Origin of the sequence: Caldisalinibacter kiritimatiensis (assembly GCF_000387765.1) — a bacterium.
GTDB lineage: Bacteria > Bacillota > Clostridia > Tissierellales > Caldisalinibacteraceae > Caldisalinibacter > Caldisalinibacter kiritimatiensis.
Map to the genome: position 1 here is coordinate 1 of NZ_ARZA01000227.1, position 22220 is coordinate 22220.

General features: G+C 29.2%; 21 protein-coding genes and 1 riboswitch. Of the genes, 18 read left to right on the forward strand and 3 right to left on the reverse strand.

Annotated elements, in window-relative coordinates; genetic code table 11:
* Together L21TH_RS10200 and rodA are read right to left on the reverse strand one after the other, a co-directional pair.
* Positions 1–231, reverse strand: a 231-nt coding sequence (locus L21TH_RS10200; RefSeq protein WP_034429895.1) for a YgaP family membrane protein, incomplete at its 3' end; no start/stop codon positions are given.
* An 85-nt stretch (positions 232–316) separates the two neighbouring features.
* The gene (gene rodA / locus L21TH_RS10205; RefSeq protein ID WP_242826521.1) at positions 317–1477 is read right to left on the reverse strand and encodes a rod shape-determining protein RodA; all 1161 of its coding nucleotides are present in this window, start codon (positions 1475–1477) and stop codon (positions 317–319) included.
* Positions 1478–1592: 115 nt separating this feature from the next.
* On the opposite strand from rodA, the gene L21TH_RS10210 reads away from it, so the two are divergent.
* Entirely contained in the window at positions 1593–2414 is an 822-nt protein-coding gene (locus tag L21TH_RS10210; RefSeq protein ID WP_006315463.1) for a deoxyribonuclease IV, read from the forward strand.
* Between the two features lie 116 nt (positions 2415–2530).
* Entirely contained in the window at positions 2531–3265 is a 735-nt protein-coding gene (locus tag L21TH_RS10215; RefSeq protein ID WP_006315464.1) for a ZIP family metal transporter, read from the forward strand.
* Between the two features lies 1 nt (position 3266).
* Here L21TH_RS10215 and L21TH_RS10220 read toward each other — a convergent pair whose 3' ends face one another.
* A complete protein-coding gene (locus tag L21TH_RS10220; RefSeq protein ID WP_006315466.1) occupies positions 3267–3986 on the reverse strand; it encodes a tRNA lysidine(34) synthetase in 720 nt (239 codons plus the stop codon).
* Positions 3987–4058: 72 nt separating this feature from the next.
* Here L21TH_RS10220 and queG point away from each other — a divergent pair, with 72 nt between their 5' ends.
* The 16 genes from queG (at position 4059) to L21TH_RS10300 (ending at position 22155) form a co-directional block, all read left to right on the forward strand.
* Positions 4059–5183, forward strand: coding sequence for a tRNA epoxyqueuosine(34) reductase QueG (queG, locus tag L21TH_RS10225; RefSeq protein ID WP_006315473.1), 1125 nt, complete (start codon positions 4059–4061; stop codon positions 5181–5183).
* A gap of 253 nt (positions 5184–5436) precedes the next feature.
* Positions 5437–6627: a glycine C-acetyltransferase gene (locus L21TH_RS10230; protein WP_006315475.1), complete on the forward strand. Its 1191-nt coding sequence runs from the start codon at positions 5437–5439 to the stop codon at positions 6625–6627.
* A 276-nt stretch (positions 6628–6903) separates the two neighbouring features.
* Positions 6904–7932: an ABC transporter substrate-binding protein gene (locus L21TH_RS10235; RefSeq protein WP_006315476.1), complete on the forward strand. Its 1029-nt coding sequence runs from the start codon at positions 6904–6906 to the stop codon at positions 7930–7932.
* Positions 7933–7955: 23 nt separating this feature from the next.
* The gene (locus tag L21TH_RS10240; RefSeq protein ID WP_006315477.1) at positions 7956–8729 is read left to right on the forward strand and encodes an ABC transporter permease; all 774 of its coding nucleotides are present in this window, start codon (positions 7956–7958) and stop codon (positions 8727–8729) included.
* A complete protein-coding gene (locus tag L21TH_RS10245) occupies positions 8698–9513 on the forward strand; it encodes an ABC transporter ATP-binding protein (RefSeq protein WP_006315478.1) in 816 nt (271 codons plus the stop codon). Before L21TH_RS10240 ends, L21TH_RS10245 begins: the two co-directional genes overlap by 32 nt.
* Before the next feature lie 90 nt (positions 9514–9603).
* Positions 9604–9885, forward strand: a complete 282-nt coding sequence (locus tag L21TH_RS10250; RefSeq protein WP_006315479.1) for a DUF503 domain-containing protein — start codon at positions 9604–9606, stop codon at positions 9883–9885.
* 76 nt (positions 9886–9961) lie between these two features.
* Complete coding sequence (nth, locus tag L21TH_RS10255; RefSeq protein WP_006315481.1) at positions 9962–10618, forward strand: endonuclease III; 657 nt, start codon at positions 9962–9964, stop codon at positions 10616–10618.
* Between the two features lie 188 nt (positions 10619–10806).
* Entirely contained in the window at positions 10807–12807 is a 2001-nt protein-coding gene (locus L21TH_RS10260) for a cell division FtsA domain-containing protein (RefSeq protein ID WP_006315483.1), read from the forward strand.
* Between the two features lie 173 nt (positions 12808–12980).
* On the forward strand, positions 12981–14336 hold the full coding sequence (locus tag L21TH_RS10265; RefSeq protein ID WP_006315485.1) for a VanW family protein: 1356 nt from the start codon (positions 12981–12983) through the stop codon (positions 14334–14336).
* A gap of 48 nt (positions 14337–14384) precedes the next feature.
* Entirely contained in the window at positions 14385–15056 is a 672-nt protein-coding gene (locus L21TH_RS10270) for a DUF2225 domain-containing protein (protein ID WP_006315487.1), read from the forward strand.
* Positions 15057–15108: 52 nt separating this feature from the next.
* A complete protein-coding gene (locus tag L21TH_RS10275) occupies positions 15109–16443 on the forward strand; it encodes a lipase family alpha/beta hydrolase (protein WP_081627960.1) in 1335 nt (444 codons plus the stop codon).
* 76 nt (positions 16444–16519) lie between these two features.
* A riboswitch (cobalamin riboswitch) is annotated at positions 16520–16704 on the forward strand.
* 153 nt (positions 16705–16857) lie between these two features.
* Positions 16858–17832, forward strand: a complete 975-nt coding sequence (locus L21TH_RS10280) for an ABC transporter substrate-binding protein (RefSeq protein ID WP_006315491.1) — start codon at positions 16858–16860, stop codon at positions 17830–17832.
* 8 nt (positions 17833–17840) lie between these two features.
* Positions 17841–18887 (forward strand): FecCD family ABC transporter permease, encoded by a 1047-nt coding sequence (locus tag L21TH_RS10285; protein ID WP_006315494.1) that lies wholly within the window; start codon positions 17841–17843, stop codon positions 18885–18887.
* Positions 18888–18904: 17 nt separating this feature from the next.
* Positions 18905–20152 (forward strand): ABC transporter ATP-binding protein, encoded by a 1248-nt coding sequence (locus L21TH_RS10290; RefSeq protein ID WP_006315496.1) that lies wholly within the window; start codon positions 18905–18907, stop codon positions 20150–20152.
* 115 nt (positions 20153–20267) lie between these two features.
* Entirely contained in the window at positions 20268–21095 is an 828-nt protein-coding gene (locus L21TH_RS10295) for a Cof-type HAD-IIB family hydrolase (RefSeq protein WP_034429896.1), read from the forward strand.
* 295 nt (positions 21096–21390) lie between these two features.
* On the forward strand, positions 21391–22155 hold the full coding sequence (locus L21TH_RS10300; RefSeq protein WP_006315503.1) for an IclR family transcriptional regulator: 765 nt from the start codon (positions 21391–21393) through the stop codon (positions 22153–22155).
* Positions 22156–22220: the final 65 nt, after the last annotated feature.

Consider the following 22220-nt stretch of genomic DNA (forward strand, 5'->3'; position numbering starts at 1 on the left):
ATATTTATCATTAGTAAAGGTTTTTGAAAATACAGGTACCTGTGTTTTATTGTGATTTGTTGAATAACCAGTTATGTAAAGTAAAGGACAAAATCTAGTAACTCCTTCTGCCACCTTCATAGCTCCTAAACCTACCAAAAGACTAGATTTCTTCATTATACCTAAACCTAAAACTGTTAATCCTCCTGTTATTCTAAGATAAGCGTCAACATCGCCAACGTTTTTTTCCATAATATCAACTCCTAAATATAATTGATATTATTAGTGTACCCTTTTTTAGATTTTGTATTAAAAAAGAGATGCTTGTTTAGCACCTCTAAAAATTAATCCCATCTTTTTTAGTAGCAACACTTAAAGCAATTCCTATACTAACCATATTAGCTAAAAGGAATGTTCCTCCATAACTTAAAAAAGGAAGAGGAATTCCTGTAACGGGAGTTAATCCCATTGTCATACCTATGTTTTCAAATATATGAAATATCATCATAGAAGCTATACCTATGACTATAAGTGAACCGAATAAATCCTTTGCATTTCTAGCTATTTTGATAAGACGATAAATCATTATGAAATATAAGAGTAGTACAGCTAGTCCACCTATGAAACCTAATTCTTCGCCTATTACTGCAAAAATAAAATCTGTATGTTGTTGAGGAATATATTTAGATTGAGTCAGTTTTCCATGAAATAATCCTCTTCCGAATATTTTTCCAGAACCTATGGCCATTTTAGATTGAATAACTTGGTATCCTGATCCCATAGGGTCACGACTAGGGTTAAAAAAATCTAATATTCTATCCCGTTGATATGGTTTTAAAGTAAACCATAAAGCAGGTGAACTTATAATACCAGCAATAGCTGCGTATAATACATATTTATAATCAAGACCAGCAGTAAATATCATTATAAAAATAAAGAAGATAAACACAAATGCTGTACCATAGTCTGGTTGCATTAGTATAAGTCCTACTGGTATAAAAGCAAAGATTAATATTTTTATTAAAGTTCCAATTTCATTTATTTGTTCTTTATTTTTATCAATAAATTTAGCTACGGAAATTATAATACCGAATTTAGCTATTTCTGAAGGCTGAAATGTAAAGCTACCTATAGCTAACCAGCTCCTAGCACCCCATTGTTCCTCACCAAATCCAAATATCAAAACAGCTACTAATAGCAAATTACTAAATATATATATAGGTATATATAATTTACCAAAGGTTTCATAGTTAAAGAACGTAAAAAATACTATAGCAAAAATACCTAAAGTAAATGCTATTGCTTGCATTTTTAAGTGCTGAGTATCAGGAGCAGCACTTTTTATCATTATTATACCAATTATATTTAATAAAATAACTGTTATAAGTAATGTGAAATCGAATTTTTTCCAGAATTTTTTTCCTAATTTAGGCATATTATTACCCTTTCTATCATAAACTAATAAGATTATAACATATAATGTGTTTGTTATAAACATCTATAGAAATAATTAAAAATTAAGAACAACAATTGATTTGTAACCAAGTAAATAGTAATAAATAGATAGTTTTGATATAATTTTATTTAAAATAAGGTTAAAGGGAGAGATACATATGCACCTAGGATGTCATTTATCAATATCAAAAGGATATGAAGAGGCAGGTAAACAAGCTTTAAGTATAGGAGCTAATACATTTCAGTTTTTTACTAGAAATCCAAGGGGAGGAAAAGCTAAAGAAATAAATGCAGAAGATGTAAAAAAGTTAAAAGATATTATGGTAGAACATAGCTTTGGTCCATTATTAGCTCATGCTCCATATACATTGAATATGGCTTCACATAAAGAGAGAATCTGGGAATTCGCAAAAATGACTTTAGCAGATGATTTAAAGAGATTAGAGGAAATTCCATGTGATTTATATACATTTCATCCAGGGAACCATTTGAAAAAGGGTGTAGAATACGGAATTAATAGAATTACAGAAGGACTTAATGAAATATTAACAGGGAATGAAAGTACTACGATTTTATTAGAAACAATGTCTGGTAAAGGTACAGAAGTGGGCTATACATTTGAACAAATTAAGGAAATAATTGACAAGGTTAAGTATTCAGAGTTAATGGGGGTGTGCCTTGATACTTGTCACATCTATTCAGCGGGTTATGATATAGTTAATGATTTAGATGATGTATTACAGAAATTTGATGATATCATAGGACTAGATAGACTTAAGGCTATACACCTTAACGATAGTATGAAGGATTTTAATAGTAAAAAAGATAGACATGAAAAAATAGGAAAAGGTACTATTGGGTTAGAAGCTATAAACAAAATTATTACACATCCTCAATTAAAACATTTACCTTTTCTGTTAGAAACACCTAACGATTTAGAAGGATATAAAGAAGAAATAGAATTATTAAGAAATGTATAGAAAAATACCACAAAAAAGTGAGCTATGCTCGCTTTTTTTCCGCCTTTATCCAAATTGTGTATAAAGATAGATATAACAAAGGATAATATATACATATTTGGATAGGAGGTTAATACATGCAAGGGATAATAGCAAGTATAATTGTAGGACTTTGTACTGGCATAGGTTCATTGCCATTACTGTTATTTAAAAAAGTTCCAATAGGTGTTAAAGATGGGTTATTAGGCTTTGCTGGTGGAGTTATGGTGTTTGCTAGTTCATTTAATTTAATACGTCCAGCAATGCAAAAAGGGAGTTTGCTTTGTATTACAGGTGGTATCATAGCAGGGACTTTGTTATTGACTTTTATTGAGTATGTAGTACCCCATACTCATACGAATCAATTTAATAGCAGTAAGAATGATGCATTAAAAAAAACTCTACTATTGGGAATAGCTGTTGCTATACATAATACGCCTGAGGGATTTGCTGTTGGAGTAGGATATGGCTCTGGAGATGTAGCATCAGGGTTGAACTTAGCCTTGGCTATGGGGATACAGAATATACCTGAGGGTCTAGTAGTTGCAGCATCATTAAAAGAAGCAGGAGCTTCGAAGAAAAAAATGGTATTGTTTTCTTTTTTAACAGGAATTGGAGAGCCAATAGCAGCTGCTATTGGATTAGTAGCAGTAGGTTTTATAGAAAATATATTACCTTTTATATTAGCACTAACAGCTGGGGCTATGTTTTATGTTGTATCCCATGAACTTATTCCAGAAAGTCATGGAGGTGGCAATGAAATGTTAGCTACATATGGATTTATCCTCGGTTTAATTTTAATGATAATATTTAAATGTACAATAGGTGAATAATTTAATTCCATAAATTATTGGTATCAATATTTTCTAAGGCTTTAATTGTTTTACTTTCAATATCAGGATATAAGTTTTTTAGTTGTGTAAGTAATTGTTTCATTTCTTCTCGTTTAGTTTTTTTATCAACTGGACATATACCACCGGCTGCTAAAGGTAGTTGCTCTAATTCTACCACTTTTTCAATAGTTTCCTCATTAACATAGATTAAAGGTCGTATAACATGAATATTTTTTTCTTCATTATAAGTATTAGGTTTAAAAGAGCCTAACTTTCCAGTATAAATTAAGTTTAGTAAGAATGTTTCTACTGCATCAGTACTATGATGACCAAGGGCTATTTTATTAAATTTATATTTTAATGCAATTCTAGATAAAGCACCTCTTTTTAGTTTAGAACACAAATAACATGGATTTTTATCAGAATTAAAAATTCTATTTCCTATATCAGTTTTTTCAACAATTAATTCAACATTATTTTTTTTACAAAAGTTTTCTATTTCACTAAGATTTATTTTAAAGCCCAGGTCAATATGAACTCCAGTTATGTTAAAATTAAGATATGATGCTTGACGTAATTGGATTAAGGTATAAAGTAAGAAGCTACTGTCTTTGCCACCAGAAATACCAACTAATATGTTATCATTGTCTTCTATCATATTAAATTTTTCTACTGCTTTACGTACGGAATTAAGAAAAAGTTTGTTATACCATTTTTTCACTTTTATGCCTCCCAAATTTTATAGTAAATTAAATATAACAAATATTTTTTCGAATATAAAGGGGAATGTGTAATGAATTTAAAGGATTATATAATAGATAAAGCAAAAGGGATAGGAATCGATATAATTGGTTTCACAGATGCAGAACCATTTGATGAGGTGAAAGAATTCCTTATACAAAGAAAAGAAAAAGGGTTTCATACTGAATTTGAAGAGGAAGATTTAGAGAAGAGGTATAATCCAAAACTCCATTTGCCCAGCGCTAAATCAATTATAGTTATAGGATTGTCATATAATGTTGATTTTAAATTAAAAAGAGACAATAAATTAGTAGGAAGATTATCTAAATCTTCATGGGGTATAGACTATCATAAAGTAGTAAAAGAGAAAATACAGCTATTAGTAGAAGAAATAAGAAAAATTATTGATTTTGATTATAAAGCTTTTGTTGATACAGGACCACTTATTGATAGATATATAGCTGAAAAATCAGGAATAGGATGGTATGGAAAAAATTGCTCTATTATTAATGATGAATTTGGTTCTTTTATTTTTTTAGGATATATATTAACTGATTTAGATTTACAAAAGGATAATTCACTAAAATCAAAGTGTGAAGATTGTAGACTCTGTATTGATGCGTGTCCTACAAATGCCATACAAGAAGATTATAAAATTAATGCAACACGATGTGTATCTTATTTAACTCAAACAAAAAAGAGAATACCATATGAATTAAGAGATAAAATGGGGGTTAAAATATATGGGTGTGATACTTGTCAGTTAGTATGCCCTAAAAATAAAAATGTAAAGAAAGGACAGATTAAAGAATTTATTCCTCATAAAACTAGTGGGTATCTAGATTTATTAGAGTTGTTAAAAATATCTAATAAAGAATTCAAAAAAAAGTATGGACACATATCAGGAAGCTGGAGAGGAAAAAATATTTTAAAAAGAAATGCTATTATTGCTTTAGGCAATATCGGTGATAAGAAATATTTAGACCTAATTGAAAAACAGCTAAACGACCCAAGTCCTATGATTAGAGAATATGCTGCTTGGGCTATATTAAAGATAGATATAAAAAGAGGAAAGGAATTATTAAAACAAAGATTACAACTTGAGAAGGATAAAGAAGTTAAAGAAGAATTAGAAAAATTACTAAAGTATTTTAAAGTAGAAAATAAATTAACTTAATGTATTATAATGAAAGTTTGTATTTTTCTTAACGATATTGTTTATATGTGGTACAATATAGGTGTTAAAGAAATAAATTCTAAAATACAAACAAAAAGTATTAAGAAAAATTAATACTGCTTGAGATAAGCAGGAGAAAAGAAACTGTTATAGTATAATTATAATAAGAATAAATGTTATTGAAGAAATTGAAGCAACACAATGGAAACGTTAACAAAACTTTATTTTATAAATAAAAAGGAGGTACATATAAATGAGCAGTGTACATGAACTTAACTTTTTAAAAGAAAAGATTCAAGAATTAAAGGACCAAGGAGTATATAGAAAATTACCAGTATTAGAAGGACCAAATGAAGCAGAAGTAATACTAAATGGCAAAAAGGTAATTAATTTATCATCTAATAACTACTTAGGATTTGCAAATCATCCAAGATTAAAGAAGGCAGCAATAGCAGCTGTTGAAAAATATGGAGCAGGAGCAGGTGCAGTAAGAACAATAATAGGAAATATGGATATCCACGAAGAACTAGAAGAAATATTAGCTAAGTTTAAAAGAGAAGAAGCAGCTATGGTATTTCAGTCAGGATTTAACTGTAATGCAGGTACCATACAAGCTATAACAGGAAAAGGTGATTTAATAGTATCTGATGAGCTTAATCATGCTAGTATCATTGACGGAACAAGATTAAGCAGAGCGGATAAAGCAATATTTAAGCATTCTGATATGGATCATCTAGAAAAGGTATTAAAAGAAAACAGAGACAAATATGAAAATATATTAATTATTACTGATGGTGTTTTCAGTATGGATGGAGATATAGCAAAACTTCCTGAAATAGTTGAGTTAGCAGAAAAATATGAAGCTATGACTTATGTTGACGATGCTCATGGCTCAGGAGTATTAGGAGAAAGTGGTAGAGGTACTGTTGACCACTTCAATCTACACGGAAGAGTTGACTTCAGTATAGGCACATTATCAAAAGCTATTGGAGTTGTTGGTGGATATGTAGCTGGTAGCAATACTATGCAAGAGTGGTTAAACCACAGAGGTAGACCAATATTATTCAGTACTTCACTACCACCTGCAGCTGTTGGTGCAATTATTGAAGCAATTAAGATGCTTATGGAAAGCACAGAATATACAGACAGATTATGGGATAATGCCAAGTACTTCAAACAAAAGCTTGGCAAATTAGGATTTGATACAGGAAATAGTCAGACTCCAATAACACCAGTTATCATTGGTGATGAAGCTAAGACTATGGAATTTAGTAGAAAATTATTTGAAAATGGAGTATTCGTATCAGGTATTGTATTCCCAACTGTACCAAAAGGAACTGGTAGAGTAAGATGTATGGTGACTGCTGGACATACCAAAGAACAACTAGACAGAGCAGTTGACATATTTGAAAAAGTAGGAAAAGAAATGAATATATTAAAATAATACAAAGGTGCCCATGAGGCACCTCTTATTTTGTGGTGATGGATGTAGATATCCCCACCAAATAGCTCACATTTAAATGAGAGTTACTATAAATTTATTAAAATTTTAAGGGTGACTGGTTATTCATTTTTTCTAAAGGTCCATTTCACTCACTTTTTTTATATTGACATATAAGTTTGCTTCTGATACTATGTAACTAAGATAAATATAATTGAGAATAATTATCAATTACAAAGCTTTATAATTTAACATTAATACAAGAGAGGGGAAAAGTATATGAAAAACAAAATAAAAGCATTATCGCTAATTTTTTTAATGATTTTTTTAATTACTGCATGTAGTGGGCAAGGTCAGAATAATTCTGATAGTTTAGAAAAACAAAATAAAACAGATGTAAAGACTGCTGAAACAGTAGATATAAAGTTGTCAACTCCTTTTGCACCTAATAGTATCCCTTTATTTTATATGATGGAAAAGGAGCTACTGGGTGAAAATATAAATCTTGATGTATCTATTCATAAAACTAGACAAGAAGTTACAGCTATGCTAATGAAGAAGAATATAGATATGGCTATGTTATCTGTACAAGAAGCCGCTAAATTATATAACAAGGATATTCCTGTAAAAATAATAAATGCTAATTATGGAGCTACTTTTTTTCTAATGTCTAATAAAAGTGAAATACAATCAATAGATGATATAAATGGAAAAACCATTTGGACATCAAAAAAAGGTGGACCTGTTGAATTTGTATTAAGTTCTATATTAAGTAATAAAGGAATTAAACCTAATGAAGATATAAAACTTAAGTATATGAATTTAAAGGAATTATCTCAGCTTGTGATTAATGACCTTAAAGATATTGAATTTTTTACTTTAAGAGAACCTTTTGTTAGTCAAGTAAAACATAAAAAAGATAACACTATCATAGTATCAAATTTAGATGAAGAATGGAAAAAAATATATGGGAATAGAGTACCTTTTGCAGGTGTGGTATCTAGAAGTGAATTTATAAGTAACCATCCTCAGTTAGTATCAGTTTTCAATGAAAAATATAGTGATGCTATAAAATGGGTAAAAGAAAATCCTAAAGAAGCTGCAAAGCTAGGGGCTAAGTATCTTAAAGGTATGCCAGTAGAAGTAATAGAGGAAGCTTTAAATAATATGGAGCTTGAATTAATTGATAGTACAAAAACGAAATCTGAATTGAAATCTTATTATAATCAATGGTTAAAGTTTAATCCATCAATGATTGGTAACAAGATTCCAGATGATGATTTTTATAGTGGATTACAGAATGAATAGCATTACTAAAAGGAGTAATAAATATGATTTTAAAAGATAAAAGAATCCAGATGGTTTCTTTAGTCATTATTTTGGCTATTTGGCAACTATTATCATATATTTATCCCCCTATAATAATACCTTCATTAACTGAAGTATTTAAAATAATGATAAGCTATATTACTGATAATACTTTCATATTAGATTTATCTCTTACTATTTTTAGAGGTATATCAGCTTATTTTATAGCTATGATACTGGGGATTGGAATAGGTATTATATTATACAGTAATAAGGTTTTAAACAAAATTTTTTATCCTTATGTTGTTGTTTTTCAAAGTGTGCCTAGAATATCTTGGATACTTTTAGCTATGATGTGGTTCTCACTTAATTCTCAAATAGTTATATTTATTATTATAATAACAATTCTCCCAATAATTATATTAAATACTTTAGAAGGTCTTAACAACATTGATAATGAATTAATGGAGATGGCAGCAGTATTTAAGATAAGAAGAAAAAAAGTCATAAAAGATATTTATTTACCTTCGGTAGTTCCGTATATTTTAGCAGGTGCAAAAGTAGCTTTAGGAATTACATGGAAAACGGTAATTATGGCAGAATTATTAACAGTGCAAACGGGTATAGGAGCAAGGATGTCATATGCTAGAGATTCTTTGGCTACTGACCATATATTAGCCCTTACTGTATATATTGTATTAATAGGGTATCTGTTTCAATTTATTTTAACTAGAGTGTCTAATTATGTAGGAAGGTGGAAAAAGAATGAAGGCAATACAGTTAAAAAATATAACTAAAAGTTATGATGATACCAAAATATTGGAAAATTTTAACTTACAGATACCTCATAATGAAATAACATGCATAATCGGTCCGTCGGGTAGTGGAAAGTCAACTATTTTAAATCTTTTATCAGAACTTTTAATTCCTGATTCAGGAGAAATTTTAAATTTAAATGATAAAATTGTAAGTTATGTATTTCAAAGTCCAAGACTTTTACCGTGGAAAACAGTAAAAGATAATATGAAATTTGTTTTAGATAATAAAATAGAGAAGAATAAATTAGATGAATATATTGATGGTTGGCTTGATGCTGTAGAATTGCTAGATTATAAAGAATACTATCCAAATCAGATGAGCGGTGGTATGAAGCAAAGGTTAGCTTTAGCAAGAGGGTTTGCAGTTCCAGGGAATTTGCTTCTTATGGATGAGCCATTTAAAGGATTAGATGCACCACTAAGATTTAAAATGGTAGAATTAATAAAGAAGCTTTGGGAGAAACAAAAAAAGACAATAGTATTTGTTACACATGATATTCAGGAGGCTCTTTTATTAGGACATAGTATAATAGCACTAGGTAAAAAACCTGTTAAGATTATTGAAAATCTAACGATAGATATTCCACTTAATGAGAGAAAAATAGGTTGTGTAAGATTGGCTAAGCTAGAAGGCTATTTGTTTGATTTAGTAGAAGAAGGAAGCTTGTACAAAAGACATAACAAAATGAATAAACATTGTTGCTTTGAAAATAAAAGCTTTTTAAATATCGGTTCTCATTATAGAAAATCGTCTATGACTTAAAAGTTTATAGACGATTTTTATGATTTTAATATAAAAGTGATATTATTTAATTAATAAGAATTTAAAATAATGTGTATTAGAGGTGACATCATGATAATTGGTTCCTGTGAGATAGAATTATTAATATATGAAGCAAATTCATTGAAGGAAAAAAGACATGTAATAAAGAGTATAATAGCAAGGATACAGTCTAGATATAATGTATCTATTTGTGAAGTAGATTTACATGATACTTGGAGAAAGTCAGTTATAGGATTTGCATGTGTTTCTAATAGCACATCTCATGCTAATAGTATGATATCAAAGGTATTAAAATATATTGAAAATGATAGTAGAGTAGAGATTATTAGTCATCATATAGAAATATTATAGTTATTCATGAAATTAAGTGGGTATAATAGGAATGTAAATTTAATTTCCACCCATAAACTATGAAAGGCTGAATTATATGAAAAAAATATTGAATAAAAAAGAAATTAATAAAGTGTTACAAATACTAAATGACCTTTATCCAGAGGCTAAATCAGAACTCAATTACACAAATGCCTTTGAACTATTGATAGCTACAATATTGGCGGCACAATGTACAGATAAAAGAGTAAATATAATTACTAAGGATTTATTTGAAAAGTATAAAAAGCCTGAGGATTATCTTGAATTAACACAAGAAGAATTAGGGGAATTAATAAAAAGTTGTGGATTTTATAGAAATAAGAGTAGGAATATATTAAAAACATGCGAAATACTAGTTAATGAATATAACGGTAAGGTACCACAAACTAGAGAAGAACTTATGAAGCTACCAGGAGTAGGACGAAAAACAGCTAATGTGGTTATAAGTAATGCGTTTGGCAAAGATGCAATTGCAGTAGATACCCACGTGTTTAGAGTATCAAATAGAATAGGGTTAGCTGATAGTGATAGCGTAGATGATACAGAAAAAGATTTAATGACTAATATACAGAAAAACTTATGGTCTAAAGCTCATCACTGGCTTATATTCCACGGAAGAAGAATATGCAAAGCAAGAAAACCAAAATGTGAAATTTGCCCTTTAACAAAGTATTGTTTATATTATAAGGAATTAAGAGATAAAAACGCATAAAAGAGCGTACAAAAAGACGTAAAAGTAAATGAAATAAAAGACGTAATAGAAGATGAAAAATAAAACCTGTCCTCTGTGACTAAAAGCGGCTTTTGTCGCTTTTAAAATATTTTTTTGTCATAAAAAGAGGAAAATAGACTGTTTATAGAGAATAGATAAAGTTGAGAATAAGATAAGGGGTGTTATTAATGGTACCCAATGTAGTAACAAATTTAGATAATGAACAATTAGTTTTTGCTCTTGACATAGGAACAAGAACAGTTATTGGAATAGTAGGAAAATATGAAAATGAAGTTTTTAAGATACTAGCGTGTGAAATAGAAGAACATGACAAAAGAAATATGTACGATGGACAGATTCACGATATTAATGGAGTAGTACAAATAGTAAAAAGAGTAAAAGAAAGGTTAGAAGAAAAATTAAATATGGAGTTAGACAAAGTTGCCATAGCAGCAGCTGGTAGAGCTTTAAGGACAGAGAGAGTTAGATTAGATAGAGAAATAGATTCTACAAGGGAAATTGATAGAAAGCTTGTTGAAAGTTTAGAGATGGAGGCTATACAAAAGGCTCAACAAGTTTTAGATGAGAGTACTAATATAGAATCAAAATATTATTGTGTTGGTTACACCGTAGTAAACTATTATCTTGATAATAATTTTATAGAGAATCCTGAAGGGCATAGAGGAAGTAAACTTGGCGTTGATTTACTTGCTACATTTTTACCTCATATAGTAGTAGATAGCCTATATACTGTTATGAGTAGAGTGGGATTAGAAGTTATAAATATGACATTAGAGCCTATTGCAGCTATTAATGTTGCTATTAAGAAAAATTTAAGGCTTTTAAATTTAGCATTGATAGACATAGGAGCTGGTACTTCTGATATTGCTATAACAAAGGATGGAACTATTGTGGCATATGCAATGGCATCTGTAGCTGGAGATGAAATTACAGAAGCTATTGCAAAAACTTATTTGTTAGATTTTGATTCGGCTGAAAAACTAAAAATTAGTCTTAATAAACAACAGAATCATAAGTTTCACGATGTAGTAGGCATTGAACATAACTTAACAACAGAAGAAATACTAAATAGTATACAGGAAAATATTAAAAAACTGGCTAAGGAAATATCAGATAGTATATTAAAATATAATGAAAAAGCACCTAGTGCAATTTTTCTTATAGGTGGAGGAGGACAAATACCACGACTATCAGAATATATAGCAGAATATCTTGAACTACCAAAAGAAAGAGTTGTTGTAAGAAGTAGTGATATAATCGAAAAAATTGACGATATACCAGAAGAGTTGAATGGTCCCCATGCTATTACTCCAATAGGAATAGGAGTTACAGCAGTAAAAGATATGTATAAGGACTTTCTAGAAGTAACAGTAAATGGACAAAAAATTAAGTTGTTTAACTCTAAAGACATTAAGGTATCAGATGCATTAGTGTTAGTAGGGTATAATCCTAGAAATCTAATACCTAAAAGGGGAGAAGACTTTATATACTTTGTAAATGAGCAAAAACTGAGAATAAGAGGAGAAATAGGTAAACCATCAGAGATATATGTAAATAATCAGATATCAAATTTAGAGCAAAAACTTAAAAATGGAGATATTGTACAGGTAAAAGAGGCAACGGTTGGTAAGAAACCAAATCCTAGACTATTTGACTGTATAAATATGAAAGAATATATTACATTTAATGGTGAAAAAGTATATTTGATTAAACAAGTGAAAGTGAATGGAGATGTAGTTAGTGAAAATATACCTATAAAAGAATATGATAAAATACAAGTCAATAAAATTAAAACAGTTAGTGAAGTTTTCGATGCTTTAAATATAAACCCAGATAGTTATATGATATATAAAAATGAAGAGCTAATATATAAAGATGAAATCACAGCAAAAGAAATTAATGACTATAAGGAAAATACAAAATCAGCTGAGAATAATAGTTTAACTAAGACCATTAGACTTAATATTAACGGTGAAGATAAAGTAATAGAGCATAATGAGGACAAATTTCTATTTATTAAGATATTTGACTATTTAGATTTTGACCTGTCTAAACCAAAGGGAATGTTATATTTAAAAGTTAATGGTGCAAAAGCAGAATATACACAAGTTCTTAAGGATGGAGACAAAATAGAAATATATTGGAAAAAGGATAGGAAGTTTAGTTAACTATATAAATCTAATATCATTAGATAAACTAAATCTAATGATATTAGATTTAGTTTTTTGTCTCTTTGATAGCTTGTTATTAGTCATATATTTCATATATTATAAAGTTTTTTAATAAAAATATAATGATAAATATTAATGAATGGGATAAAGCTATCAAAGGGAGGAAAGCTATGAAAACAATAAAGATATTAATAATAGCAGTCATTGTAATATTGATTATAGCTATTATTAGTATTTATTTTATTTTAAATAGTACTACTATATATAATGGTGTTAAGATTGAAGAAGTTGATTTGAAAGGTTATAATAGACAAGAAGCACTGGAAAAGATACAAGCTTTAAAACAAAAAGAATTGGAAAACAAACAATTAAAATTAACTTATAAGGATTATTATTATGATGCTAGATATGTAGATTTAGGTATTACTTATGATTACTATGAAGCTGTTAATAAAGCTTATCAAATAGGTAGACAGGGAAGTATTATTGATAGATTAAAAGAGATATACTATACTAGAATTTATGGTAAAGAAATAAAAATGACCGTAAAATATGATCGGGATAAATTATATAAATTGGTTAACAAAATATCTAAAGATTTGAATCAAGAGAGTAAAAATGCAACCATAAGTTTTAACAAAGGTAAATTTAAAATACAACCTGAAGTTATGGGAAGAAAGGTAAAGATTGACCTTTTAGAGAAAAGAATTAAAGATAGTATACTTTTATCAAGTGAAGTAGAAATTCCAATACAGGAAACAAAGCCAAGGCTAACTAAGGAAAATTTAAGTAAGATAAAAGATAAACTTGGAGAATATACTACTTCTTTCTATGGTAGCAGTCAGGGGAGAGTTCATAATATCCAACTGTCCTCTCAAGCTATAGACGGAATAGTGTTATTGCCAGGGGAATTATTTTCATTTAATGAAACTACAGGAGCGAGAAGTAAAAGCGATGGATATAGAACAGCTAAAGTTATAATCAATGGAAAGTTTGTTGATGCAATAGGCGGAGGAGTATGTCAAGTTTCAACAACATTATATAATGCAGTGTTATTATCAGATTTGGAGATTGTAGAGAGATATCATCATTCAATACCATCAACTTATGTGCCCAAAGGCAGAGACGCTACAGTAGTTTATGGATATCTTGATTTGAAATTTAAAAATAATAAAAAATATCCTGTTTATATTCATACAGAAACAGCTAATAGGAAACTTTTAATATCGATATATGGAAAGAAAGATGATAAAAATAAAAAGATAGATATAAAATCAGTAATTACTGAGAAAATATCACCAGACCAGGAGATAAAAGAGGATGCTAATTTAAAACCAGGAGAAAAAGTTATTGTGCAGAAAGGAAGATATGGTTATAAGGTTAAAACCTATAAATCGACTATAAAGGATGGTAAAGTAGTAGAAACTGAACTAGTTTCATATGATTTGTATAAGCCTAAAAAGCAAATTATAAAAACAGGACCTAAAGAAGAAAATTTAGAAAATGAAGAAGTAAATATTGAGTGATATAGAGTTGAATTTATTACGATGGATGAAATAGCAAGGAGGCTAAAAATGAGCAAATTATATGATAAAAAAGTAGAATGTCCAATTTGTGGCAATGAATTTACTACGAAAAAAGTTTTAAGTTCTAAATTAAGAGTAGAAAAAAGGGATACTGATTTTATGACATACTATAAAACTGAAAACCCTATTAAGTATGATGTATTTGTATGTTCAGAGTGTGGGTATTCAGCTATGGAAAAGAACTTTAACAAGATAAGGCCTGAATGGAAAGAAATTATTAAAGATAAGATTACAACAAGATGGAAGAAAAGAGATTATTCTGGTGTAAGAAGCACAGAACAAGCAATAGAGTGTTACAAATTAGCTCTGTATTGTGGTGAGTTATTAGGGCTAAGTAGTTATCATATAGCTAATATATGCTTAAGATTAACATGGTTATATAGAATCCTTGAAAGTGAAGAAGAAACAAAGTTTATGAGATTTTCATTAGAAAAGTATAAAGATTTCTATTATAACGGAACCTTTACTCAGGATACTAGTAATGATGCTACTATTGCTTATTTAATAGGGGAATTACATAGAAGATTAGGTGAATATCAAGAGGCTATTACTTGGTTTTCAAATGCTATATCAAGTCCTCAAATAAAAAATAATTTGAGGTTAGAGAAAATGACAAGGGAACAATGGAGAGTGGCTAAAGAAAGTGCTAAAAAGAGCTAGTTTAATATTAACAGTAACATCCACTTCTTCATAAAATGATATATATAATTTTATGGGAAGTGGATTATTTATGTTCTTTTTGCGTAGGTATTATATAAGAAAGAATAATAAACCTATCGTGTTCATACCAGGTCTTTTTGGCTCACTGGGGGATGCAATAATTCCTGGTACAGGTGAATTTGATTTTGGATTAGCAGAATATGCTTATAGACCTATCATGGATAATTTTAAGTATATGGGCTATGAGGAAAATAAGAACCTATTTGTTGCATATTATGATTGGACTAAACCTAATTTATATAGTGCTAAAAAATATTTAATACCTGTGATAAAAAAAGCTAAAGAAATAACAGGAGCGAGAAAAGTTGATATAGTTTGTCACAGCATGGGAGGAATTGTTGCTAGAGCTTATGTCCAAAGTAACTTTTATGCATACGATGTAGATAAATTGGTAATGTTAGGAACACCAAATAGTGGCTCAGTTGAAGCGTACTATTTTTGGGCAGGAGGACATTTACCTAATGAAAATTTAAGAGGTAATTTTTTTTACAGGCTAATAAGGGAAAGTTTTCTGTGGATTTTTAAGATTATATATAAGAAAAGAAATGACTTAGAACTATTAAGAGATTTATTTCCTTCTATACAGGAATTATTACCAACTTCCGATTACGGAGATTATTTGTTTTATCAAATTAAAAATAAACACAAAGAATTTATTCCAATAAGAAACATGAATATAGAAAATAAATTTTTAAATAAATTGAATAGAAACCAAAGAATAATTTATAAAAGAAGAATTAAACTTTATGAAATAGCAGGAGTAGGTGTAGATACTGAAAAATATATATGTGTTCAAAAGCATAACAAATATAGGAAGCTTTGGTCAGATGGTATGCCTTTATATTCTGTAAAAACAAGTGCAGGGGATGGTACTGTTACATTGTATAGTGCAAGTAGTTTATACGGTATCAAGAAATATATATATTCAGACCACGTAGATATGTTAAAGGATTCAAAGGAATTGTTAGCAAATATATTAAACAGGAGAATATTATATAAAGCAAAAGTAGCTAATTGTATACAAACAAAATATTTTTACAGTATCGTAGCAAAAAATGTAAATAACATCACTATTAATAAAGATAATAGAGAAAAGACAATATTAGAGGAAGCTATGAATAAAGACAAAGAAATTAGTATAAAACAAATAGGGCAAAATGATTATTGGATAATTATAAACCTAGCATTTAAGAAAAATATAAATTTAAGTTTTATTCCGATGATAGGAAAAGAAAGTGATATTGTTATATTTTTTAGTAATAGAAATGGTGAAATAAAAAAAATAAAAGAATTTACAACAAGTAATATATACAGTGTAAATTTATAAAATTAAATTAGATTGAATATAAACTATATATTTGTTATGATTTTATTATAATCTGAATTATTTAACAATTTTAGAATTTAATAATATGCTATTAGGTGTTTCGAAAGAAACTTAAAAGGGAAAGTGGTGAAAATCCACTACAGCCCCCGCTACTGTAAGTGAGGATGAAATCAACATATGCCACTGGAACTAAGTTCTGGGAAGGCGTTGAGAGTAATATGATTCACAAGTCAGTAGACCTGCCTGGTAGCTTAAATAACCTTCGGAGGGGAGGAATGTATATGAAGAGAATTAGACCCACCCTATACATAAGGCTAGGGTTTTTTTGTTACAAAGCAAATTATTAAATAACCTAATTGACTAACCACTAGAAGACGATATTATAATCAATCGACAAAAATGGGAGGTATAAAGATGAATACTAAGTCAAAGAAAGTTTTAGCATTATTAATGGTACTTATTTTAGGGACAACTCTCTTATCAGGTTGTATAAGAGCTAAAGAAGAATATATAGAAAATGAAAAAGATGAACAGAGTTCAGAGGTAGAAACTACGGATAGCCCTTATCCAATGGAAGTAGAAGATGATTTCGGTAACAAAGTAACAATTGATAAAAAACCTGAAAGAATAATTTCCTTAGCACCAAGTCATACAGAAATACTTTTTAAATTAGGATTAAGTGATTCAATAGTAGGAGTTACAAGTATATGTGATTATCCAAAAGAAGCTAAGACAAAAGAAATTGTTGGAGATTCAATGACAGTTGACGTGGAAAAAGTAATAGCATTAGAGCCTGATTTAGTATTACATTATGGTTCTGACAAAGAAAAAGAGTATATACAAAGACTTAGAGATGCAGAAATAAATGTATTAAGTTATCAACCAGAATCAATACAAGAAGTTATAGATTTAATTATTGAAATTGGTAGGATTACTCAAACACAAGTAGCAGCTACAAAAACTACTGTGGATATGATGAGTAAGATGGATTATATAGTACATACTGTAGAAGAAGTAGACAAACCTAAAGTATTTTATGAAGTATGGCATGACCCATTAATGACAGCTGGACCTGGTTCCTTTATAGATGAACTTATAACTTTAGCAGGTGGTGAAAATATAGCAAAGGATGCACAAGGGCTATATCCACAATTTGAATTAGAACAGTTAATAGAAAGAAATCCTGATGTGTATATATCCTCTGATAATGGAGGTCAAACAACAAAAGAGTCTATTATGTCAAGGGAAGGTTATGAAACATTAAGTGCAGTAAAGAACGATAGAGTTTATATATTAGATGCAAATATTATTTCAAGACCTGGACCTAGAATAGTTGATGGACTAGAGATGATAGCTAAAGCAATACATCCTGAATTATTTAAAAAGTAGGGGTTAATATGGAAATAAATAGACGACAAAGATGGAGTATCACTATAATAATATTGGTCGCATTGTTATTCTTTAGCATAGCTTTATTTTCAACTATAGGAAGTGCAGATATTAGTATTTTAGAAACATTAAAAATTGTAGGGTCAAGAATTCCTGTAGTGAAAGATACGATTGATTTAAAAGGAATACCTGATTCACATTTGACCATAATACTTAAAGTTAGGATACCAAGGATTTTACTTGGAGTATTAGTAGGAGCAGCTCTGTCAAGTGTCGGAGCTGCTTTTCAAGGAATATTTAAAAATCCAATGGCAGACCCTTATGTTATCGGTATATCATCAGGGGCAGCCCTTGGTGCTGCTATAGCTATAATAATTAAAAGTAAACTTTCTTTACTAGGGTTTTCTAGCGTTTCTATGGGAGCTTATATTGGAGCTATAGTATCAACATTTTTAGTATTTTTTATTTCAAGGGTAAAAAATAGAGTTCCAGTAACAACTTTATTGTTATCGGGAATAGCAGTAGGACAGTTTTTAACAGCAATAATGTCTTTTTTAATGGTTATTTACAGTAAAGATTTAACTAAGATAATATATTGGACACTAGGAAGTTTTGCAGGTAAGAGCTGGAATCAATTAATACCAGTTGCGTTGCCTATAATGATTTCTATAGTTGTTCTTAATTTTTTTGCTCGAGATTTAAATGTAATGCTCACAGGAGAAGAATCAGCTAAAAATATGGGAATTGAAGTTGAAAAAGTTAAGGTAATCATACTTTTCATTTGTGCTTTTACAACAGCAATGGCAGTGTCGGTCAGTGGTATTATAGGTTTCGTGGGATTAATAATACCCCATATAGTAAGGTTAATAGTTGGACCTGACCATAGAATATTAATACCTGCATCAGCACTAGTTGGAGGTATTTTTATGACATATGCCGATACTATAGCAAGAACTATAATATCACCTATTGAGATACCTGTGGGAATAATAACAGCATTATTTGGAGGACCATTTTTCATATATTTATTAAGAAAAAAGAAAAGGACTAGTTAATTTCAGGAGTTGAAAACATGGCAGAAACTATTAAGATAGAATCTTTAGATTTTGGTTATGGAGATAAATTAATACTTAAAGGTATAAATTTAGATATAGAGAAAGGTGATTTTGTAAGTATTATAGGACCTAATGGCTCGGGAAAATCAACATTACTAAAAAATATTACTTCAATACTAAAGCCTAACAGTGGTTCTGTAAAGATAGATGGGGTAGATGTGAAGAATTACAGACCTAAAGAATTAGCTAAGAAATTAGGTTTTGTTCCACAAGATACTAATATTGCATATGACTTTACTGTGTTTGATGTAGTGTTAATGGGCCGAAGTCCTTATTTGGGAAGATTTGAAAGAGAAAAACAAATAGATTATGAGATTACCACTAATGCATTAAAAGCAACTGATACTATTGGTTTTAGTGATAAAAGTATAAAAGAGATAAGTGGAGGAGAAAGACAGCGAGTAATAATTGCAAGAGCTTTAGCACAGCAGCCTGAAATACTCTTATTAGATGAACCAACGTCGCATTTAGATATAAATCATCAGATGGAGATTCTATATCTGCTACAGAAACTAAATAAAGAACAAAATATGACTATGGTAGTGGTGCTTCATGATATAGATTTAGCTGCGAGATTTAGCAATAAAATTGTATTATTAAAGGAAGGACAGATACTTAGTATTGGAACTCCTAATGAAGTTATAACAAAGGAAAATATGGAAGAAGCGTATAAAATTAAAATGGTTATAAACGAAAATCCATTTTCAAATAGTTTATTTGTTACACCGTTACCTCCAAAAAAAGATACAGTAGAAAAGAAAGAAAAAATACACGTAATATGTGGTGGAGGGTCAGGTGGAGATATAATCAGTAAATTAGATATGAATGGTTACAAAGTAAGTATGGGTGTTATAAACATAGGTGATTCAGATTGGGAATTAGGTAAGAGGTTATCATTAAAAATGATAGAAGAAATGCCCTTTTCTCCAATAAGTAAAAAAGCTTATGAAAAAAATACTAAAGTTGTAAAAGATGCTGATATTTTAGTATTAGCTAGTGTTCCTTATGGGAGAGGTAATATGCAAAATTTAGAGCTAGCATTTGAAGAATTACAATCAGGAAAAAAAGTATATTTAGTAGATAATTATAGTCAATATGATGAATATGACTATGTAGATGGAAAAGCAAAGGAATTAATAGTTATGATGAAAGAAAGAGGATTAAAGGTTGTAAAGTCAACAGAAGAATTACTAAATGTATTATAACCACAGCGTAACAGCTGTGGTTTTTCTGTATATATTAAACTTAATGGGTAATTAATATATAACATAGATAAATATGTTATAATTTACAATGTTGAAAAATTGAAAGAAAAGGGTGATGGAATTGAATTATAAGCTTATAGCAATAGACATGGATGGGACTTTGTTAAATAGTAACAAAGAGATTTCAGAGAGAAATAAAAAGGCACTCAAAGTGGCTACAGAAAAAGGAGTACAAGTAGTAATATCAACTGGTAGGATTTTCACATCAGCTAGATATTATGCTAAATTATTGGGGTTAATAACTCCTATCATTTCATGTAATGGAGCTTATGTGTGTGAATATCATAGAAAAAATGTATTATATGAGAATCCTATGGAAACAGTTGACTTTAAAGAAATAATTAAAACATTACAAGAAAATGACTTTTACTATCATTTTTACGATAATGAAAACTTTTATACAAGGGAATTAAACTATAGCTCTTCAAGTTATTATAATTGGAATAAAAAACAAAAACCAGGAGATAGAATCAACATTGAAATAATTGATAATCCAATGGAGTTAGTTGAAGAAAAGGAACTGAAGATTTACAAAATAGTAGCAGTAGATAAGGACAGAGAAAAGTTAGATTACATAAGAAAAGTTCTTAGCAAGAATAAAAATATTGAAATCGTAAGTTCATGGAGTGATAATATAGAAATAATGAACAAAGGGGTATCTAAAGGAAAGGCACTAGAGAAACTTTGTAAGATTTATAATATCAGCAAAGAACAAGTTATAGCAATAGGGGATAATTATAACGATATACCTATGTTAGAATTTGCAGGTACAGCAGTAGCTATGGGAAATGGAGAAGAAGATGCTAAAAAGATAGCAGACATTGTTACAGATACAAATGATAATGATGGAGTAGCTAAGGCTATAGAAGAACTTATATTTTAATGAAAAATATATAAATAACGACTCTAACATATTTGTTAGGGTCTTTTTTGTGGTTTGATTATGTAACCTATTAGAAAAAATGATAATAAAAGAAGGAATGTTAACTATTAAATATACAAAATAATACAATATATAAAAGAATAATTTTAATAATTGTAATTTAACTAAGGTTAGGGAAAACTTTTAACAATAGAAAGTTTGTGATAATATTTAAATATCTAATTTATTTATATGATTTAACTATTTTTTTATTTATAAATTAAAAGATTAACAACATTAGGGAAGGAGATTTAATATGAAAGAAGTTGTACAATCCGTAGATAGAGCCCTAACTATACTAGAGGTTTTGTCTGATTATGAAGCAGGTCTAGGGATTACTGAAATTAGTGAGAAGATTCAATTACATAAGAGTACTATACATAGATTATTATCAACTCTAATATATAAGGGGTATGTAGAACAGGATGAAAAGACAAGTAAGTATAAACTAACTTTAAAACTATTTGAATTAAGTAATAAAAATATTGAAAAAATAGACGTACTTTCTGTAGCAAAACCCTTTTTAAAAGAACTAGTTGAAAAAGCCAATGAAGCAGTTCATCTGGTAGTTTTAGATGGGACAGACATTGTATATATAGATAAAGTAGAATCTAAAAATACTATACGTATGCACTCAAAAATAGGTAAGAGAAGTCCCGTATATTGTACAGCTGTAGGAAAATCTATATTAGCGCATTTAACAGATAATGAGATAGTAAAAATATGGAATGATAGTATTATAAAAAAATTTACGGATTATACTATTACTGATTTAGAAACTTTAAAGAAAGAGTTAGAGTTAATTAAAGAAAGTGGATATGCTGTAGATAATGAGGAAAATGAACTAGGAGTGAGATGTGTAGGTGCTCCAATATTCGATTATAGAGGAGATGTATGTTCTGCTATAAGTGTTTCTGGTCCTACAATGAGAATTACTAAAGATAAAGTTGAAGAGTTAGGGAAATTAGTAATTGAATATAGCCAAAAGATTTCAGAGAAACTTGGTTACAAAATAAAGTAACCAAGTTTTTTTAGTGCGCCCAGCATGGGCGCTTGCTTGTCGGTGAAAGTCCGATGCAGGGGCTG

What these genes read in the sequence shown, in the direction of transcription:
- L21TH_RS10215 (WP_006315464.1), top strand. Translation starts at nt 2,531, where the DNA reads ATGCAAGGGATAATAGCAAGTATAATTGTAGGACTTTGTACTGGCATA.
- L21TH_RS10230 (WP_006315475.1), top strand. Translation starts at nt 5,437, where the DNA reads ATGAGCAGTGTACATGAACTTAACTTTTTAAAAGAAAAGATTCAAGAA.
- L21TH_RS10270 (WP_006315487.1), top strand. Translation starts at nt 14,385, where the DNA reads ATGAGCAAATTATATGATAAAAAAGTAGAATGTCCAATTTGTGGCAAT.
- L21TH_RS10295 (WP_034429896.1), top strand. Translation starts at nt 20,268, where the DNA reads ATGGAATTGAATTATAAGCTTATAGCAATAGACATGGATGGGACTTTG.
- rodA (WP_242826521.1), bottom strand. Translation starts at nt 1,477, where the DNA reads ATGTTTATAACAAACACATTATATGTTATAATCTTATTAGTTTATGAT.
- L21TH_RS10245 (WP_006315478.1), top strand. Translation starts at nt 8,698, where the DNA reads ATGAAGGCAATACAGTTAAAAAATATAACTAAAAGTTATGATGATACC.
- L21TH_RS10280 (WP_006315491.1), top strand. Translation starts at nt 16,858, where the DNA reads ATGAATACTAAGTCAAAGAAAGTTTTAGCATTATTAATGGTACTTATT.
- L21TH_RS10265 (WP_006315485.1), top strand. Translation starts at nt 12,981, where the DNA reads ATGAAAACAATAAAGATATTAATAATAGCAGTCATTGTAATATTGATT.
- queG (WP_006315473.1), top strand. Translation starts at nt 4,059, where the DNA reads ATGAATTTAAAGGATTATATAATAGATAAAGCAAAAGGGATAGGAATC.
- L21TH_RS10260 (WP_006315483.1), top strand. Translation starts at nt 10,807, where the DNA reads ATGGTACCCAATGTAGTAACAAATTTAGATAATGAACAATTAGTTTTT.
- nth (WP_006315481.1), top strand. Translation starts at nt 9,962, where the DNA reads ATGAAAAAAATATTGAATAAAAAAGAAATTAATAAAGTGTTACAAATA.
- L21TH_RS10300 (WP_006315503.1), top strand. Translation starts at nt 21,391, where the DNA reads ATGAAAGAAGTTGTACAATCCGTAGATAGAGCCCTAACTATACTAGAG.
- L21TH_RS10235 (WP_006315476.1), top strand. Translation starts at nt 6,904, where the DNA reads ATGAAAAACAAAATAAAAGCATTATCGCTAATTTTTTTAATGATTTTT.
- L21TH_RS10250 (WP_006315479.1), top strand. Translation starts at nt 9,604, where the DNA reads ATGATAATTGGTTCCTGTGAGATAGAATTATTAATATATGAAGCAAAT.
- L21TH_RS10275 (WP_081627960.1), top strand. Translation starts at nt 15,109, where the DNA reads ATGGGAAGTGGATTATTTATGTTCTTTTTGCGTAGGTATTATATAAGA.
- L21TH_RS10285 (WP_006315494.1), top strand. Translation starts at nt 17,841, where the DNA reads ATGGAAATAAATAGACGACAAAGATGGAGTATCACTATAATAATATTG.
- L21TH_RS10240 (WP_006315477.1), top strand. Translation starts at nt 7,956, where the DNA reads ATGATTTTAAAAGATAAAAGAATCCAGATGGTTTCTTTAGTCATTATT.
- L21TH_RS10290 (WP_006315496.1), top strand. Translation starts at nt 18,905, where the DNA reads ATGGCAGAAACTATTAAGATAGAATCTTTAGATTTTGGTTATGGAGAT.
- L21TH_RS10210 (WP_006315463.1), top strand. Translation starts at nt 1,593, where the DNA reads ATGCACCTAGGATGTCATTTATCAATATCAAAAGGATATGAAGAGGCA.